Below are 15,028 nucleotides of genomic sequence, written 5' to 3'. Positions count from 1 at the left end.
CTTTGAGTTCGCGCATGATCAAGGTGCGGTGCGCCCACGGACACGCCAAAGAAACGTAGAGGTGATAGCGTAGAGCTTCTGCCTTAAACCCGCTCTTTCCGTCTCTAGTCACGCGATCGCGAAACGTTGTTAGGATCTCATGGAACTCAACGCTTTGATTTTGCTCGTTCTCATCGGTTATCCATTTACCTGCAACCATTATTCCAGCCATAACCCTCTTTTAAATGTGTTAGTGTAATTCTTTGCTGCTTTATGTAATTCGAGAAAAGTGCTATTACAGTAGTTTTAAGTTATCGTTTTTTTTGAGTGATACTGTTAAGTGCGCTTGCAGCAATCTGGAGTATTAGAGCAATCGCAAATAATAAAGGGTGCAGTTTCAAATTGCACCCCAGCTAACATATAAAGTTTTAAGTTTAGAATTGAATTGTTATCTATAACTCCACGACACGCACGCTAGATTCCAGAAAATCTAGTCTGGGTTGACAAACTTAGCCAAGGACAGCGTCATGCTGCTAAAAGGTTCTTGTCATTGTGGGGCGGTGCGCTTTAGCGTCAATAGCCCCCACCCCTATCCCTATATGCGTTGTTATTGCTCGATTTGCCGCAAGACAGCGGGGGCAGGTGGGTATGCAATCAACCACGAGTCGCGATAACGCGACTTTGAAGGTGGAGGGTGAAGAGAATATTACCGTTTACCGCGCTAAAATTCAGAATCCTGAAGATCCAGAACCAATTGAGAGTGAAGGAGAGCGGTGCTTCTGTCGTCACTGTGGCTCGTGCTTGTGGGTATACGCTCCCAGTTACCCAGAACTAATGCACCCTTTCGCCTTGGCAATTGATACTGACCTACCCAAACCACCAGAACATACCCATATCATGCTTAACTTTGCTGCAAGTTGGGTGGAGATTCCTGAAGTTAGGGGCGATCGCTATCATCAACGTTATCCCGATGAATCTATTGCTGCTTGGCATGAAAGACTAAAATTAACCGACTAGAGATGGAAGCTGAAAACCGAGTAGCCTACTACAGTAGAGTTAAATGGCTAATCTATCAATGCAATGAAAGCTAGTCAAAAGTTAGGCTTGGGGATTATTCTACTTGCCAGCATGGGAGTATTAAGAGCGCCAAGCGTCCAAGCTGTGAAGTTAAGAGATGGCACGATTCAATTCGTACAACCCCCACAACTGGTTAAAGCCAGAGTCACAGATACCAGTTCTGGGGTATCGGCTAGCTACTATTTCACAATTCATTTACCTCTAGCTGCGGGAGAACCATTGCAAAGAATTACACTAACTCAACAGCTTGGTAAAGAAAACCTGGCATTTAACCTAAAACGTATTCGTGCAGAAACGGAAACCGAACGAGAGCTAACTTTGGGCGAAGTGGAGAGCGATCGCCAACAAAAAACGATCTCGATTGAATTTAATCCACCAGTACCACCAGGACAGACAGTGACAATTCGACTGCGTTCGGTAAAGAATCCTTCCTTCGGTGGCGTTTACTTATTTAAAGTCGCAGCGTCCCCACAAGGGGAGAAAGTCCGCAGTCAATATCTGGGATTGGGCAGGTTTCAGTTTACTAGTCCTGGCGGTACATTTTGAGCGATCGCACCCCTACCACTCCTCGTCCCACTCCCCCGGCTTAATCCCATCTAATTGAGGACGTATCATTTGACCGACAATTTCTACCTCAATGTCTCCAGCCCTGCGACGTAGAATTGCATAGGGAATATAAGCTTCTCGCGTACTCATGCCTTGATATACTCGATTGTGCGTCAGGCAAGCGTGGGTTTGTGGAAGCAGAACGTATTAGAATATTTTGAAAAAGTCTATGCAGTGTCCTTTGTGTAATCATCCGTCATCGCATAAACGCGGTAAGACAAGTAAAGGCAGTCAACGATACCGTTGCCCCAGCTGCAAACAAACATTTAAATAGTGTTGCAGCAAAAGCCTTTGGGCGATTGCTTCTCCCAAGGTGACAAAACAGGGATCAGAGCTATGGAGCTTATTCTATCTGCATCCTAGATTTTATGTCGCCCCTTCAGCAATTTGTGACTTTTCTAGAAGACTTGAGACAAATTGGTCAAGAGCAATTCAGTTGCAGAGCTAAATGAAGACTGCTCCTATGATTTTTGCTTGGACTTTTGGTATTGATTTTTACAACACAACTATTAACCACGCAAAAATAAGTTTCAAGTCCCGATACTTCGCTTGTAGAATCACTATAGTAAATGCTGAAACATTTATGATGAACGATTCCTCTACTGATGCGGTCAAGCTTCGCATGCAACTCGTCGAGTACTATCGTCAGTTGCCACAACTGGAAAAACAGATTGTCCAGTTGTTTTCGGCGATCTACGAGCCAGTCAGTAGAGCATCGCTTGCACTTTGTTGGAATCAGACGCAAGTTGGAAATAAAAACAGTAAACACTTCACAAATCCCAGCTTAAAACCTTATATCGACCGATTGTTGGACGCAAACTTACTGGTTCAACAAAGCGGACAAGGACCGCAGTGCCATCCCCTACTAGTGGAAATTGCTACGCGCGATGCAATACAAGCAGAACGGTTTGAAACGCTAGCTAAAGTGGTGCAGGAGAGACTGCCCTTACCCACTCGTTGGAAAGATGGACCGCATTATTTCAGTAATGACCGTCAACTGATTCGCGAAGTTCGCATCGGCATCTATCGTCAAGACATTAAATTCATCAACCAACAGCTTGAAGCCTACTATAAGAACAGTTATCCCAAAAACAAGATCGCAATCGACGAGATCTATCAGCAGGTGTGCAATAACCCGTTCGATGCCAACTGGTTTCGCACTCTGCCCCAAGAATTGTATGAGAGCGCGCTAGCTAGTATCCTCAATCGTTCGATGCTGCACCTAACCGCTGCTGATGAGGCATTTGCCCTGCTTGAGCAAGACTGCAGCAGACAAGGAAAACAGGGTTCGCTCTTGCAATATGTTTTGTTAATAGAGCAATTGATTTTACGAGGTAGATTGCACTTGGCTCAAAGAGTCATTGAATCCATCCCTGACTCATATGGCAATAACACCTCTGCTTTGTGGGGATGGTTGAATTTTCTGCGCGGCGATAATCAGAAAGCGATCGCGCAGTACACCATTGCCTTGCAAGCTCTAAAAACAGGTGCGGGTAAACGTAAAGTTTACTTCCAATCCATCAGTGGATTGTTTTTTGTCCTAGCTTTACTTAAGGATGGTTCTCCAAATCGCCTGAGCGAAGCCGCTAACTACGCCAGTTTGGCACGACAGTCTAAACATTGGCTCAGTTCGATTTATGGCATTTTGGAAAAAGTGGTGCAACTTCAACAGGGAGATCTCGCCCAAAAGGAGTCGGTAGTCAATACGTATCCCCAGGCAGGAGATTGCAGTTTAGCAACGCTCTTACATGCTCTTTGCCTTTACTGGGTAGATGTTGACGTGGCAAAATCGCGTTTGCCCAAAATGCTAGAGTCGTTCTACCAAAACGCTGCAACTGCTGGCTATGACTGGCTAGCAATGGAAACAGCCGAACTGCTATCGCGATTTAGATCGCGTAGTTCCTACGGCAAACAGGCAGCAACATTACGCCAAAATAGCGGTGTCCTGACTCTGGTGGATTTAATCCAGCCGCAGGAACCCTGGGAACTCTGCTTGAACGCGCTGGCGAATTTACATCGGGATGAATCGCCAACAACTATAAAGTCTGAGACGCAACAACGCTTAGCCTGGTTTATTACAGTTTATTCCGGCAATACTTATCTGATAGAACCGCGCGAACAAAAAATTAATGCTAGAGGAGATTGGAGCAAAGGGCGACCGATCGCGCTCAAGCGGTTGAAAAAGGCGGGTGAATTGGACTACCTCACACCGCAAGATTTGCGGGTCTGCGCCCAGCTTGAAACCGATTACTCCTATGGATATTACGGGCAGACTCAGTACAGGTTTGGCGAACGGGCAATTGCGGCTTTGATCGGACATCCTTTCGTATTTTGGGCAGATGCCCCGACCGCTCGCGTCGAAATTGTCAAAGGGGAACCAGAACTACTAGTCAAAAAAGGCAAGGGCGAGCGGTTAACCTTGCGATTTTCCCCCGAACTCAAAGAAAACAAAAACATCATCATTGCTAAGGAAACTCCGACTCGGCTCAAAGTCGTTGAGGTCAGCGCCGAGCATCGACGCATCGCGGAAATTTTGGGTAAGCAAAATCGGTTAGAAGTCCCCGCCTTAGCTAAAGAGCGGGTATTGGCAGCAGTGAATGCTATTTCTAGAATCGTTACGGTTCACTCCGATATCGGTGGTGTGGCAAACGTAGAAGAAGTCCCAGCCCAAACAAAACCCCACGTTCACCTGTTGCCTGCTGGTTCTGGGCTAAAAGTTGCTTTACTGTCTCGTCCCTTCGATCGAGGGGGTCCGTATTACCGCCCTGGAACGGGTGGCGAAACCGCGATCGCAGAGATCGATGGCAAGCGCCTGCAAACCAGCCGCAATCTGCGCGAAGAGAAGAAACTCGCTCAGGCAGCGATCGCCGCTTGCCCCTCCCTGTCCCGCCAATCGCAAGCGGACGGCGAATGGCTGCTAGAAGACCCAGAAGACTGTCTAGAACTGCTGCTAGAGTTACAAGCTCTAGGGGATACAGTTGTCGTGGAATGGCTCGAAGGGGAAAAACTGCGGATCAGCTATCAAGCTAGCCTCAAAGATTTCCAGCTGAAGATTGGGCGCCAGAACGACTGGTTCGCGACCAGTGGTGAATTGAAACTGGACGATCGCCTCGTCCTGGATATGCAACAACTGCTAGAGCTGGTGGCACAGAACCCTAGCCGCTTCATTCCCCTCGGTGACGGGCAATTCTTGGCATTGACCCAAGAGTTTCGCCAACGCCTCGACGAACTGCGGGCATTTTCGGAAAAACAGGGTAAGGGTCTGCGCGTTCACCCATTGGCAGCATTGGCATTAGAAGACTGGGTGGAAGAAGTCGGGGATCTCAAAGCTGACAAACACTGGAAAGAGCATATCCAGCGGCTCAAGGAAATCCAGCACCTAGAACCAAAGCTGCCCTCTACGCTGCAAGCAGAGTTGCGCGACTACCAAATCGACGGCTTCCGCTGGCTGGCGCGTCTTGCCCATTGGGGCGTGGGTGCTTGTCTAGCAGACGATATGGGACTCGGTAAGACATTACAAGCCCTAGCAGTCATCCTGACTCGCGCACCCGCAGGTTCAACTTTGATTGTCGCACCAACTTCAGTGTGTATGAACTGGTTAAGTGAAGCACAGCGGTTTGCTCCTACCCTGAATCCAATCCAATTTGGCAACGGCGACCGCCAGAAGGCGCTGGATAATCTACAACCATTCGATCTGCTGATTTGCAGTTACGGTCTCCTGCAGCAGGAAGAAGTAGCCCAAATGCTGGCAAAGGTGCAGTGGCAAACTATCGTGCTGGACGAGGCGCAGTTCATCAAAAACTTCGCTACGAAGCGATCGCAGGCAGCAATGAACCTGCAAGGCGGGTTCAAACTCATCACCACTGGCACTCCAATTGAGAATCACTTGGGCGAACTGTGGAATTTATTCCGCTTTGTCAATCCTGGGCTGCTCGGCTCGCTAGAAAGCTTCAACCAACGCTTTGCCATCCCAATTGAGCGATATGGCGATAAACAGGCACGCTATCGCTTAAAAAAACTGATTCAGCCGTTTTTGCTGCGGCGTAGTAAAAATCAGGTGTTGGAAGAATTGCCATCTCGTACCGAGATCGTGCTGCATGTAGAACTCAGCCGAGAGGAAATGGCGCTTTATGAAGCACTGCGTCGCGAGGCGATCGCCAAACTATCCGAAAGCGAAGCAGCTGCCGGACAGAAACACTTGCAAGTTTTGGCAGAGATTATGAAACTGCGTCGTGCCTGTTGCAATGCTCGTCTGGTCATGCCCGATCCTGCGCTCGAGAGCGCCAAACTACAACTTTTTGGTGAGGTATTAGGAGAATTACTAGACAATCAGCATAAAGCTTTGGTGTTTAGCCAATTTGTCGATCATTTACACATTATCCGAGACTACTTGGAGGCGCAAAAGATCCCTTACCAATATTTAGATGGCAGCACTGCCGCAGCAGACCGGAAAAAACGGGTAGATGCCTTCCAATCTGGGGCAGGAGATGTATTTTTGATTAGTCTTAAGGCAGGCGGTACGGGGCTGAACCTCACTGCTGCCGATTATGTCATCCACATGGACCCTTGGTGGAATCCAGCGGTCGAAGACCAAGCTTCAGATCGCGCCCATCGCATCGGACAGCAACGCCCAGTCACCATCTATCGCCTCGTCACGAAGGATACTATTGAAGAAAAAATTGTGGATTTGCATCACCGCAAGCGAGATTTGGCTGATAGTCTGCTTGAAGGTACGCAGATGAGTAGCAAGATCTCGACCGACGATTTGCTGCGGTTGATTCAGGCAGAAACATAAACCCGTTCCGAGTTCAATACTTCTCGGTTATGATTGCACAGCCTTTGGAAGATCCCCCTTAATCCCCCTTCAAAAGGGGGAAATGAAGCTGTCTTTAGCCTCCCTGTTTAAGGGAGGTTGGAGGGATCGAATTCTAACCAAGAAGTATTGGTTCCGAGTTGATAGTTTTACCCTCGCCACGATCGCTTCTTTGTTTCGGCAAGCTGCTGCAGCTACCACTATCCACCCAGAGGAGATCGCTTGTTGGGTTGAGAATTTACTAGCAGTACTCTATCTCCTATCGCAACACTGGGCGCGAGCCAATCTGTACTGACCTGCGGTAGGCGATCGTTCGGTCATTGTCTTCCTGCGTTGCGATCGCCCCTCTCGTATTCCCCCGCAAAACTCTACATTCAAATGTTAGTTAATCAAGCGAAACTTAGAGGTTTTTCACTTTTATCTATGAAATTTATGGTATTGCAATTGTCATTGCCTTTTTTCTACACTACAATGGCGGCGGTGTGTCGAGTTACAATTACTATGAATAAAGCGGAACTTGTTGGCGTAATTGCATCTAAAACTAACGTAACCAAAAAAGAAGCCGATACGATTCTCAAGGCGATTACAGAGACAATTGTGGAAGTCGTCTCAAGCGGCGATAAAGTTTCTTTAGTCGGTTTTGGTTCGTTTGAGCCACGTCAACGTCAAGCCAGGGAAGGACGCAATCCCAAAACAGGTGAGAAGATGACCATTGGAGCGACTCGCGTTCCTGCTTTCTCTGTTGGCAAGTTGTTTAAAGATCGAGTCGCTCCCAACAGTTAACTTTCACCGCTCATGTCAAAATAGCGATCGCTTCCGAAGTAATCACACTCGATTCGTCAACTTCACCCCTAGTTCTAGCCATGATGGAAGCAGTCTTTCACTGTCTACCGCTGCGCTTAGTTATCCACAGCTGCCACTGGAACTTATAGAATGGATTTAACTCCCCAAGATCGCTCGTTACTATCAGTTACTACTTTACTAAATCGATTTGGGTTAAATATTCTCGATCGGCGGGTGGAATTGGGAACGGGAGCGATTCGGCTTTTAGTCGGTCGTGGCAAACAGCCCGAACTAGCGATTACAATTACGGATGATGGACGAGTCTTCTATGAGTAAAATCGAGCGCGAGCTTTCATATCTAACTCCACAAGAGCTAGAGGCTTTGGATCGAGAACTGCTAGCCGAGCAAGTCTCTAGAACCTTGAATAACCCGGATGCAGTTGTAGTCGAGTCCGATTCCCCAGACTCAGTTCACGAGCAAGCACTGCGAACTGTTCTCCAACGTAAAGGAATCTCACTCTAACAACCACTCGGACATTGCTCGATGAAAAGTGGAGGTGCGATCGGTTCGCTGTGAGTCATGCGCCAGTAGTAACAGCTTCCGCTACTGATTCCTTAGATTTTTTCTCAAAAATCCTCACCCCTGCTTCGACGACTTCAAACCCATCTGCTGTACGCTGTCCCAACTTCCCACTAACAGCTCCACCCCAATCGCTAAAATTTGCGGCATCAGCTTCGGCTTTTCGCCAACTTTTTGCATTCACCAAAGCCGTAAAGACAACTTCATTCTGGTCAGTAAGCGTAATTTCGACTTTTTTGTTTGCTCCTAGAGTAGCAGATGGCAATTCGTTGAATTTCAACGTGATTTCCGATCTAGCTTGAGTCATGTTACTTCTTCCTTTGAACAATTGTGATTGCTATTATTTTATGCTCGTAACATTTTTCTCGCATTCACTCTCGCTCTACAACACGCAGTTCCAATATGTGTAAGGGCGATCGCCATAGTTGAGTGCAGAAAAATGGAGAGCTGGATTAGCTAGCATCTACTGTTGGAGCGCAGACTCCATAACGTTGCTCCAAAAAAGTCAGTAGCTCCACTTCCAAATCGGTGAGGTATGTCTGTCGTCCTAAATGCTGCAATACTGCTTCTGCGCCTCGGTCTAGCAGTCCAACATCCCGCAACTGCCTAATTCGTTCCAGAATCGCGGGTAGTTGACGGCAAACATCAGGGTCATCGATTGGTCGGAGGTTTTCTGGTTTCACCGCTAGAGTCCCATCAAAAACTTCAACCTCAATGGTAAAGTCTTTGAGCTTAGTTGCAACACAAGGATAGCAATTGTATTTGCGCTCCACGCCCTCTAACCGAGTCAGGGTGAATACATCGCCAACGTTACAAAAGTCAGTAGCATAGCACGATGGTTTTTCCTTCAGTCGCTCGACAATGCTTTTGACGATCTGACTGCTAGGAACTTTACCACCAGCAACACAGACGGCTCTGTGCCAAATTTCTCGCTGCTGCTGAGGCTCTAAACTAACTAAATCGCGAACTTGCCGCTCTGAAGTTGGGAGAATTTGCCTTTCGTTAGTTGGCAGATCGTTTTGTGTCCCAATGGGACACAAATTCTCGAAAACACTCGCAGCCTCAATTAGCCGATAGGGGTGACGGCGACTAAAACCAAATCGCGCTTGACAATATGCTTCAAAAGTTTTGTGAGTCGAACGGTAAAGTTTTTGGTCGCGCAGTTGGGTCAAAGCTTTTCCCGCTTCAAAAAATGCTCTTTCTACACGCAACTCCAGTCGGTGACGTTCCCGCTCCTCGTCAGGAGTCAGCGGTTCGACAACATCAGAAGCGATCGTCTCAGGAGAAATTGCCTCAAGCGAGATCGTCTCCAGCCGCTCTAAAGATGACCCGACTGCTGGCTCGCTAGGATTCTCTGTTGCGTCAACAGACAAACGCAGGTACTTGAGCGGAATATATTGCCGTTCACCCGATGCTAATTGCACGACTGCACCATCCGTCGATGGCAGCGAGTCAACCATCCCCGTTCCAGCAAAGTAGGGATGATTCGATTGAATGCGATCGCCCGCTTTGAGATCCTCGACTGTTTTTGTGGTAGTATCCACAGCATTTTGACTTAATTTATTTCGGCTCATAACTAGCGCTATTTGATATTAGTTTTGAGAATTCCACGTTAATCAAGCGTCCTTGCTCGTCCCACACCGCCAGTAAGTCAGAGCGCTCCATCACCAAGCGCGTCAGTTTTTTCCTTGCTTCCTCCACCAAAACAGGCTCATCACCGTGCAGCCATGACAAATACTGCTGCAACGAGTCATTTGGTTTGGACAATTCTGGTTGAGGCTGAAGTAAAGTTCGTTGCCGAACTAAAGCACCCAGACGAGCGCTAAAATTGGGGTCTGGTGCGATTTGGGCTTTTGGTTGAGTGGGATTGCTCGACAAAGTTCTCGCTTTTTGAGCTATCTGTTGTTCGTTCGCGCTCTCGACTTCGCTTAAACAAGACGGCAACCTGACTTCTATCCCCGCCGCCTGCAACGCCAGGGCATTATCTAGCGCCAGGTTGTAAAACTGTAAAAACTCCTGCCACAAAATCTGGGTTTTGAAGCGGTTTTTGTAGAACTCAGCATAGGCATTGGATTGGGGAGAGTTAGCCCAGTGACCGCCTTGGTTCTTGTAGTGCAGCGCTCGCCATTGCAAGAAGTAGGGATAGGGTTGTTGCGGTGCGACTTCCCACGCCTCGACAAGGGGCGCGGAAGATTTGTCACAAAGCGAGATCTTGGGTTTGGGACGCGGAAAATCGGATTTAGCCGTACTATCGACCGACGAGCCTGCGGTTATTTCTGGTTCCGGCTCTACTTTTTTTTCTTTTTGGTTCGCCTCTTGAGAAAGAGTATTGCCAGTAGTATTGCTAGTTGTTATTGGTATTCGTTGACAGTCAACCGATGGAGTTGTTGAACTGGATACAGTTGCATCCGTTGAATTAGATCCGTCTGCATCGGTGGAATTATCTCGTTGGGCATCGGTTGAAAGCAATTGTTGTAGGAAGGGATGCTCGTAGTTCACCGTGTACCAACAAGTGCGATCGCGTCCTTGTTGTCTCAAACCCAACTGCTTGACTTCAATCAACCCCAACCCGACAAGGAGACTTCGCACTTTGCGAAAAGCGTAATCCGAGAGCCACGGAAATACTTCTGTGCGCCAAGACTCGTACGACTTGTAGATCCAGCGCCTACCGTCCTCACACATTTGTTTAACCTGGCTGGGAATTGAGCCAAACTCAAGCGTGATGTAGAAATGGATCTGCTGGACAAACGCCGCACAGTTCCCTGCATACCCCTTGTCTCGACGTTTTTCGCTTCGAGCGAATGTTTGAGCGATCCAGACTGCAAGCCCAGTCGGAATCGGTACGGATTGCGCCGCCAATAATCTAGAGGTCATCACCGCGACTCCAGCATCAAAGAATTGACTTTCTCCACCCAAGCAGGTATTTTCTTACCATTGACTGCGCTTAGGTTGTTAAACTCCTGCCACAACTCTGTTTCACTCAAGTGCGGTAGTTGTTCGTGCGCCCATTCAATCGCATCCATAGGAGTTTTCCAACTACGCCACACCTCTTGGTCAAAGAACGTAGATTGAGTCACGGCATCTGGAATCGTAGGAGTTTCCGTTTCATCCAGAAAACCCATGCCGCAAATCGATAGCGTTACCCGTCGCTTTGACTTAATCAAGTTACACAGAGCCTCACCAGTCACGCCCTTAATACTGACAACACCAACGTCCGTGTCAGTTCTCCCATCAGGAGTCCGTGCCGTCACTGTCACCACAAATACCTGTCCGTCCAGCACCTGTGTTTGTGGGGAATCAATGCTGATGTGATGTAGTTTTCTTAACTGGTCGGTACAATCTTTCCTGGCATACAACGTCAACTTTCCATTTAGCCGAATTAACTCGAATGGTTTGGTCAGCGGGTTCAATCCCAAAGAGTTGCAGACGGCGTTGTAGTACATCACTCGCTCTTTTGGCGATAGTTTCGACAAATCCCCTTCTACTACCGTCTTGGCTAAGACTTCTTCGACGCTGCTGGGATTGGCTGGCTCGATTGGTAATATGTTTGACATGAGTTTCTCCTATAACTAGAAGCGGACAAAGGTAAATCCTCGTCCGCAACAGAACAAATGAACTAAAATGGCGCTTCTAATTTATCTGCTTTTGAATAGGAGATAATTTGCCAATCTCTCAACCAGCCACAAGAAGCTAACAACTGTTCTATGGTTTCAATCGAAGGCTGAACAACTACAACATTGATGATTTGGGTATTTACCGGAATAGAACGAGCGTCTTGGAGTTCGTATTTCTTAGTTGCTAACTCGACAAAGTATCTGTGTCCGACTAATTTCTTCTCTACTACTTCGGGAGAAGTAACTAACGGAAGAAGGCGATCGCGCACTGTATTTCGTGTCATGATTATTCTTGTCCTTTCTTACGTAGATGGGGCGAGCAGTTGACTCATGACCTGAGAAATCTTTAGTCAACTGCTCTTGATGAATACATTTTAATATCAATATATTGGTAAAGTCAATGACTTGACTACCTTTTTTGTGCTAATCTGAAGTTGTATAAACATATTGATATGTTTGCTGTGGTTGCTATGGCTCGGATGAAGAAGGCATATCCCAAAATACATGGAGAAAAGAAGAGACAGTTTCAGTTTATGCTGACAGAAGGAGCGTCGGAGGAACTGGACAAAGTAGCGCAGCAGTTAGGAATCAGCCGCTCGGAGGTTTTAGAGCGCGTTATTCGTAGTGGTGTATCAGAAATAGTTGTGGCGTTTAATTCAGGGCTACAAACTGTTTGACTCTATCTCATGAACTACGCGCTACCCGCCTACGGCACTCGGTAGCGCGTAGTTCATTCTCGTAATGCTTGACTCGGGTTTAGCGATAGACACTGCTGCGATGCCCAACCTTAACTATCACAATCAGCAGCACTCTGTCTTGAATTTCGTAGATAATTCGGTAATCGCCTACTCGAATGCGATATAAACTTTCCTCACCCTCCATCTTGAGAACACCAGGTGGACGGGGGATTTCTGCTAGCTGTTCAAGGCGTTCAACTATCAATTGTTGAATGTTTTTGCTTAACTTCTTTATTTGACGTTTAGCAGCAGGAGCGATTTCAACAGAGTATGTCATATTTCACAAACCCAACTCCTGCTTGAGATCTGCTAAAGATGTAGTGCCTTGCTCTCGTGCTTCCTTCAAGGCAGCGCGGGCATCTTCTAGATCAGTTTGCATCTCTAGTTTTTCCCGTTCGTTTTTGGTCTTCAAAAACCGGAGGAAATCAAGTACCTCGTCTAGTATGGCTTCTGGAACTTGCTCAATTTCTTGCAGTAGTAATTCTTTAGTGTTCATAGTTAAAAACTTAGTAATTTAGCGAATTCTGTAGTTAATCAGCTTCTCCCTGTACTCGATTAGTGTATTAAGTGTAAGTTGGCGTGAAACAAGTGATAAAGCTGATTAACTACAAAGATTTTGGCAATCTTTTTTCTTGATTTTCAAGTGACAGCGCTACTCCATTCTTTAAGTAAACTAGACCACTGGAAAAGGAAGTGCATAACCCTTATTTGCCACTTTCGGGAATAAAATTTAGAATCTGTTATAGATAAGGATTTTGGCAAAATTGCTCCAAATGAAGTCAGGTATTAAGAAATCAAGCGTGAAAGCCATAGATCACAAGCCTTTTCAATTCGCAGTTAGTTTTTTGCTTACCCAGAGTGGCAGATGAGGGATAAGCACACTAAACAAGTTATGCCAACTCTAGTACTTCTTCAGGAATTATTCTTAATAAAGAAGCATGTGGATTATTTTTCCTAGACTGAGTGAGCTGGTTAGAATGCTTAGATTGTGATGGTGCGGATGTGGTTGATGATTGGGGTTCATCGTCTGGTTCATAGTCACGAGTATAGTCAATAAGACTAATGGGAGTAATTTGCTCATCTAGGTTTAGAGCTAATTTGTTCAAGGCATTACATAAATTATTCAAAGAATCGCCATCAAGCCGTGGCATAGTGTCACTCTTTCGCAAGTTGGAAACTGCGTTGGCACTAACTCCCATCTCCTTAGCTAGGTCAATAGCTTTAATGTGATATCTTGCCATGACCTCCCGTAGCCGCCACTTAATCAAAGTCTGACCCATAAAACTCAACACCTCAAATGTACTGCTGCTTTAGAGTTTAACACAACTTATAAACCTCACAGTTATATTAATAACATTAAAGCTGTAAGTATACAAGTCTAAAATGTTGACAGATACAAGTCTAGGCTGTATATTTAGAGTATGAGGCAAAGGGAAAGGAGACAACCCCCCACCCGAAACGGAAAAAAAGTCTCAAAGTGATTCCAAAAACAGTAGAACTTTGACAAAGCAATAACCCCCTCCGCATTCCGCAACTAGCGTGGCAGGTGCAAACCGCAGAACGAAGAGCCAGGACGGAGGATTTGACCGAACGACTAAGACGAGTGCCAAAAAAAGCCCTAACTCAGCGTTAACTGGTTGGGGCAACTCTTCGTAATACCAAAGACATTGTAACTATGACAATACAGATAATTGCCAGTTCTGCACCTCAAGCTCAAGTCCAGACTCCTCAAGTCTGGGACGAGCCAACCGCCGCTGCCCAAGTCGGAGACGAAATTCGCGCTCCCTTCATGCCAGTTATGCAGGTAGTAGAGAGAGAAGTTTTAGCAGACGGACGAGTACGGCTGCTGGTTAAACCCGTATCCGCTTCTTATTCTGAGGAGTGGATTGTAGCGCCTCAAGCTACAGTAGAGCAGCAACAGCTCAAGTCAGCCCCATCAGAAAACATAGAACCACAACAGCCAATAGAATTAAAGGGCGATCGCCCAGCCCACCAATCCCAACCCGACTGGGAGGCAATTGCCGAATATGAAAGTGGCAGCACCCACGGCAAATACGATGCTGCTGCTCGGATGCCGCCAATGTGCAAACAAGCGAGCTGTCCCTATTCTCAAGGTTATCTGGATGGCTATAGCAGCATTCAAGCATCTTCTCAGCCACCAGTTCCAGACCCCAAGGCAGTCGAGTGGCAGGTAGTCTACGACCCCAAATGGGACTTGTATCAAATTTGGATAGGAGAGCGCTGTCTGCGGGAGAAAGCCACAAGTGCCTCCGAAGGCGAACGAATAGCACAGAAATACATCGCAGCAGAAGAGCTACGACGACAGCATCGGGAATTGGTGATGAGTGCGTTTGCAGCTTAAATGAAAACATTCCGTTCGCCGCCTAGAACTCAATTAGCTAGTAGTACCGATTGGCAACAAGCAGCGAGGTTTTTTCGTCCCCCACGAGCTATCTAGACCCAGGGCAAACGCATCTAAATTTATCAGAGAATATTCGTTGCATTTTCAACTTCACCCTACCCTATGCCTGAACTAGTTTTTCTCAATAATGTAGAAATTATTGCAAACGCTCTCAACCCATTCTCTTCTCAATAAGCCTGAGTTTATTGCAATCATTTTCAATAAATCGGGAAATTTTCTGCCTTATTGATAAGATGCGTTTGCCCTATATCTAGACCGACTATTCTTCAGGAGCAAAACTCAAGTGAAACAGCGTCGAGTCCTGCGCCGCACCTATCAGCAGTGGCAACGATTCTCCCAACTGGAGTTTAGACTAAATCAAGAAAAAAGCGGTCAATCCTGTTGAAGTGACCACTTTTTGGTCAATGCTGAGATTTA

17 protein-coding genes and 3 pseudogenes are annotated in these 15,028 nt (G+C 46.7%); 10 read left to right on the top strand and 10 right to left on the bottom strand.

Translation table 11 applies throughout. From position 1 onward, the window contains the following. Positions 1-211: pseudogene (locus DSM107010_RS42750) on the bottom strand (glutathione S-transferase family protein); the annotation flags it as partial. A 295-nt stretch (positions 212-506) separates the two neighbouring features. Between DSM107010_RS42750 and DSM107010_RS31825 the strand changes: the two are divergent. Continuing rightward, positions 507-996: pseudogene (locus DSM107010_RS31825) on the top strand (GFA family protein). A gap of 63 nt (positions 997-1,059) precedes the next feature. Beyond that, positions 1,060-1,602, top strand: a complete 543-nt coding sequence (locus tag DSM107010_RS31820) for a DUF2808 domain-containing protein (RefSeq protein ID WP_199755885.1) — start codon at positions 1,060-1,062, stop codon at positions 1,600-1,602. Positions 1,603-1,614: 12 nt separating this feature from the next. Here DSM107010_RS31820 and DSM107010_RS38940 read toward each other — a convergent pair whose 3' ends face one another. After that, complete coding sequence (locus DSM107010_RS38940) at positions 1,615-1,752, bottom strand: hypothetical protein (RefSeq protein ID WP_158631916.1); 138 nt, start codon at positions 1,750-1,752, stop codon at positions 1,615-1,617. Positions 1,753-1,831: 79 nt separating this feature from the next. On the opposite strand from DSM107010_RS38940, the pseudogene DSM107010_RS31815 reads away from it, so the two are divergent. From DSM107010_RS31815 to DSM107010_RS31790, 6 genes and pseudogenes are all read left to right on the top strand, one after another. Then, positions 1,832-1,930: pseudogene (locus DSM107010_RS31815) on the top strand (IS1/IS1595 family N-terminal zinc-binding domain-containing protein); the annotation flags it as partial. 318 nt (positions 1,931-2,248) lie between these two features. Beyond that, positions 2,249-6,457 carry a DEAD/DEAH box helicase gene (locus DSM107010_RS31810; protein ID WP_106168884.1) on the top strand — a complete coding sequence of 1,403 codons (4,209 nt, stop codon included), beginning with the start codon at positions 2,249-2,251 and terminating at the stop codon, positions 6,455-6,457. 82 nt (positions 6,458-6,539) lie between these two features. Beyond that, positions 6,540-6,770 (top strand): hypothetical protein, encoded by a 231-nt coding sequence (locus DSM107010_RS31805; protein WP_106168882.1) that lies wholly within the window; start codon positions 6,540-6,542, stop codon positions 6,768-6,770. A 176-nt stretch (positions 6,771-6,946) separates the two neighbouring features. Then, positions 6,947-7,258, top strand: a complete 312-nt coding sequence (locus DSM107010_RS31800) for an HU family DNA-binding protein (protein WP_158631918.1) — start codon at positions 6,947-6,949, stop codon at positions 7,256-7,258. 150 nt (positions 7,259-7,408) lie between these two features. Then, the gene (locus DSM107010_RS31795) at positions 7,409-7,594 is read left to right on the top strand and encodes a hypothetical protein (protein WP_106168881.1); all 186 of its coding nucleotides are present in this window, start codon (positions 7,409-7,411) and stop codon (positions 7,592-7,594) included. Further along, positions 7,587-7,781 carry a hypothetical protein gene (locus DSM107010_RS31790; RefSeq protein ID WP_039711801.1) on the top strand — a complete coding sequence of 65 codons (195 nt, stop codon included), beginning with the start codon at positions 7,587-7,589 and terminating at the stop codon, positions 7,779-7,781. The genes DSM107010_RS31795 and DSM107010_RS31790 overlap by 8 nt, the downstream gene beginning before the upstream one ends. Positions 7,782-7,836: 55 nt before the next feature. Here DSM107010_RS31790 and DSM107010_RS31785 read toward each other — a convergent pair whose 3' ends face one another. The 5 genes from DSM107010_RS31785 to DSM107010_RS31765 form a co-directional block, all read right to left on the bottom strand. Next, the gene (locus DSM107010_RS31785) at positions 7,837-8,145 is read right to left on the bottom strand and encodes a hypothetical protein (RefSeq protein ID WP_106169036.1); all 309 of its coding nucleotides are present in this window, start codon (positions 8,143-8,145) and stop codon (positions 7,837-7,839) included. A gap of 145 nt (positions 8,146-8,290) precedes the next feature. Further along, positions 8,291-9,412, bottom strand: coding sequence for a hypothetical protein (locus tag DSM107010_RS31780; protein ID WP_241994423.1), 1,122 nt, complete (start codon positions 9,410-9,412; stop codon positions 8,291-8,293). Continuing rightward, a complete protein-coding gene (locus DSM107010_RS31775) occupies positions 9,399-10,712 on the bottom strand; it encodes a hypothetical protein (RefSeq protein ID WP_127024858.1) in 1,314 nt (437 codons plus the stop codon). The genes DSM107010_RS31780 and DSM107010_RS31775 overlap by 14 nt, the downstream gene beginning before the upstream one ends. Continuing rightward, positions 10,712-11,392: a hypothetical protein gene (locus DSM107010_RS31770; protein ID WP_106169034.1), complete on the bottom strand. Its 681-nt coding sequence runs from the start codon at positions 11,390-11,392 to the stop codon at positions 10,712-10,714. Before DSM107010_RS31770 ends, DSM107010_RS31775 begins: the two co-directional genes overlap by 1 nt. A gap of 62 nt (positions 11,393-11,454) precedes the next feature. Continuing rightward, positions 11,455-11,736: a hypothetical protein gene (locus DSM107010_RS31765; RefSeq protein WP_127024855.1), complete on the bottom strand. Its 282-nt coding sequence runs from the start codon at positions 11,734-11,736 to the stop codon at positions 11,455-11,457. A 150-nt stretch (positions 11,737-11,886) separates the two neighbouring features. On the opposite strand from DSM107010_RS31765, the gene DSM107010_RS31760 reads away from it, so the two are divergent. Continuing rightward, positions 11,887-12,129, top strand: coding sequence for a hypothetical protein (locus DSM107010_RS31760; protein ID WP_127024852.1), 243 nt, complete (start codon positions 11,887-11,889; stop codon positions 12,127-12,129). A gap of 79 nt (positions 12,130-12,208) precedes the next feature. On the opposite strand, the gene DSM107010_RS31755 is transcribed toward DSM107010_RS31760, so the two are convergent. The 3 genes from DSM107010_RS31755 to DSM107010_RS31745 form a co-directional block, all read right to left on the bottom strand. Beyond that, positions 12,209-12,466, bottom strand: coding sequence for a type II toxin-antitoxin system RelE family toxin (locus tag DSM107010_RS31755; RefSeq protein WP_106169031.1), 258 nt, complete (start codon positions 12,464-12,466; stop codon positions 12,209-12,211). Positions 12,467-12,469: 3 nt separating this feature from the next. Next, positions 12,470-12,685, bottom strand: a complete 216-nt coding sequence (locus DSM107010_RS31750) for a DUF2281 domain-containing protein (protein ID WP_106169030.1) — start codon at positions 12,683-12,685, stop codon at positions 12,470-12,472. A 394-nt stretch (positions 12,686-13,079) separates the two neighbouring features. Continuing rightward, positions 13,080-13,469, bottom strand: coding sequence for a helix-turn-helix domain-containing protein (locus DSM107010_RS31745; protein WP_258183970.1), 390 nt, complete (start codon positions 13,467-13,469; stop codon positions 13,080-13,082). A 395-nt stretch (positions 13,470-13,864) separates the two neighbouring features. Here DSM107010_RS31745 and DSM107010_RS31740 point away from each other — a divergent pair, with 395 nt between their 5' ends. Further along, positions 13,865-14,551: a hypothetical protein gene (locus DSM107010_RS31740; RefSeq protein WP_106169029.1), complete on the top strand. Its 687-nt coding sequence runs from the start codon at positions 13,865-13,867 to the stop codon at positions 14,549-14,551. Positions 14,552-15,028 lie beyond the last annotated feature (477 nt).

The sequence above is a fragment of the Chroococcidiopsis cubana SAG 39.79 genome (genome assembly GCF_003991895.1).
In the GTDB taxonomy this organism is placed as follows: domain Bacteria; phylum Cyanobacteriota; class Cyanobacteriia; order Cyanobacteriales; family Chroococcidiopsidaceae; genus Chroococcidiopsis; species Chroococcidiopsis thermalis.
This window is presented reverse-complemented; position numbering and strand designations above follow the sequence as displayed.

Coding starts and splice junctions, on each gene's coding strand:
- DSM107010_RS31820 (WP_199755885.1), top strand. CDS start 1,060: ATGAAAGCTAGTCAAAAGTTAGGCTTGGGGATTATTCTACTTGCCAGC.
- DSM107010_RS38940 (WP_158631916.1), bottom strand. CDS start 1,752: ATGAGTACGCGAGAAGCTTATATTCCCTATGCAATTCTACGTCGCAGG.
- DSM107010_RS31810 (WP_106168884.1), top strand. CDS start 2,249: ATGAACGATTCCTCTACTGATGCGGTCAAGCTTCGCATGCAACTCGTC.
- DSM107010_RS31805 (WP_106168882.1), top strand. CDS start 6,540: ATGAAGCTGTCTTTAGCCTCCCTGTTTAAGGGAGGTTGGAGGGATCGA.
- DSM107010_RS31800 (WP_158631918.1), top strand. CDS start 6,947: ATGGCGGCGGTGTGTCGAGTTACAATTACTATGAATAAAGCGGAACTT.
- DSM107010_RS31795 (WP_106168881.1), top strand. CDS start 7,409: ATGGATTTAACTCCCCAAGATCGCTCGTTACTATCAGTTACTACTTTA.
- DSM107010_RS31790 (WP_039711801.1), top strand. CDS start 7,587: ATGAGTAAAATCGAGCGCGAGCTTTCATATCTAACTCCACAAGAGCTA.
- DSM107010_RS31785 (WP_106169036.1), bottom strand. CDS start 8,145: ATGACTCAAGCTAGATCGGAAATCACGTTGAAATTCAACGAATTGCCA.
- DSM107010_RS31780 (WP_241994423.1), bottom strand. CDS start 9,412: ATGAGCCGAAATAAATTAAGTCAAAATGCTGTGGATACTACCACAAAA.
- DSM107010_RS31775 (WP_127024858.1), bottom strand. CDS start 10,712: ATGACCTCTAGATTATTGGCGGCGCAATCCGTACCGATTCCGACTGGG.
- DSM107010_RS31770 (WP_106169034.1), bottom strand. CDS start 11,392: ATGTCAAACATATTACCAATCGAGCCAGCCAATCCCAGCAGCGTCGAA.
- DSM107010_RS31765 (WP_127024855.1), bottom strand. CDS start 11,736: ATGACACGAAATACAGTGCGCGATCGCCTTCTTCCGTTAGTTACTTCT.
- DSM107010_RS31755 (WP_106169031.1), bottom strand. CDS start 12,466: ATGACATACTCTGTTGAAATCGCTCCTGCTGCTAAACGTCAAATAAAG.
- DSM107010_RS31750 (WP_106169030.1), bottom strand. CDS start 12,685: ATGAACACTAAAGAATTACTACTGCAAGAAATTGAGCAAGTTCCAGAA.
- DSM107010_RS31745 (WP_258183970.1), bottom strand. CDS start 13,469: ATGGGTCAGACTTTGATTAAGTGGCGGCTACGGGAGGTCATGGCAAGA.
- DSM107010_RS31740 (WP_106169029.1), top strand. CDS start 13,865: ATGACAATACAGATAATTGCCAGTTCTGCACCTCAAGCTCAAGTCCAG.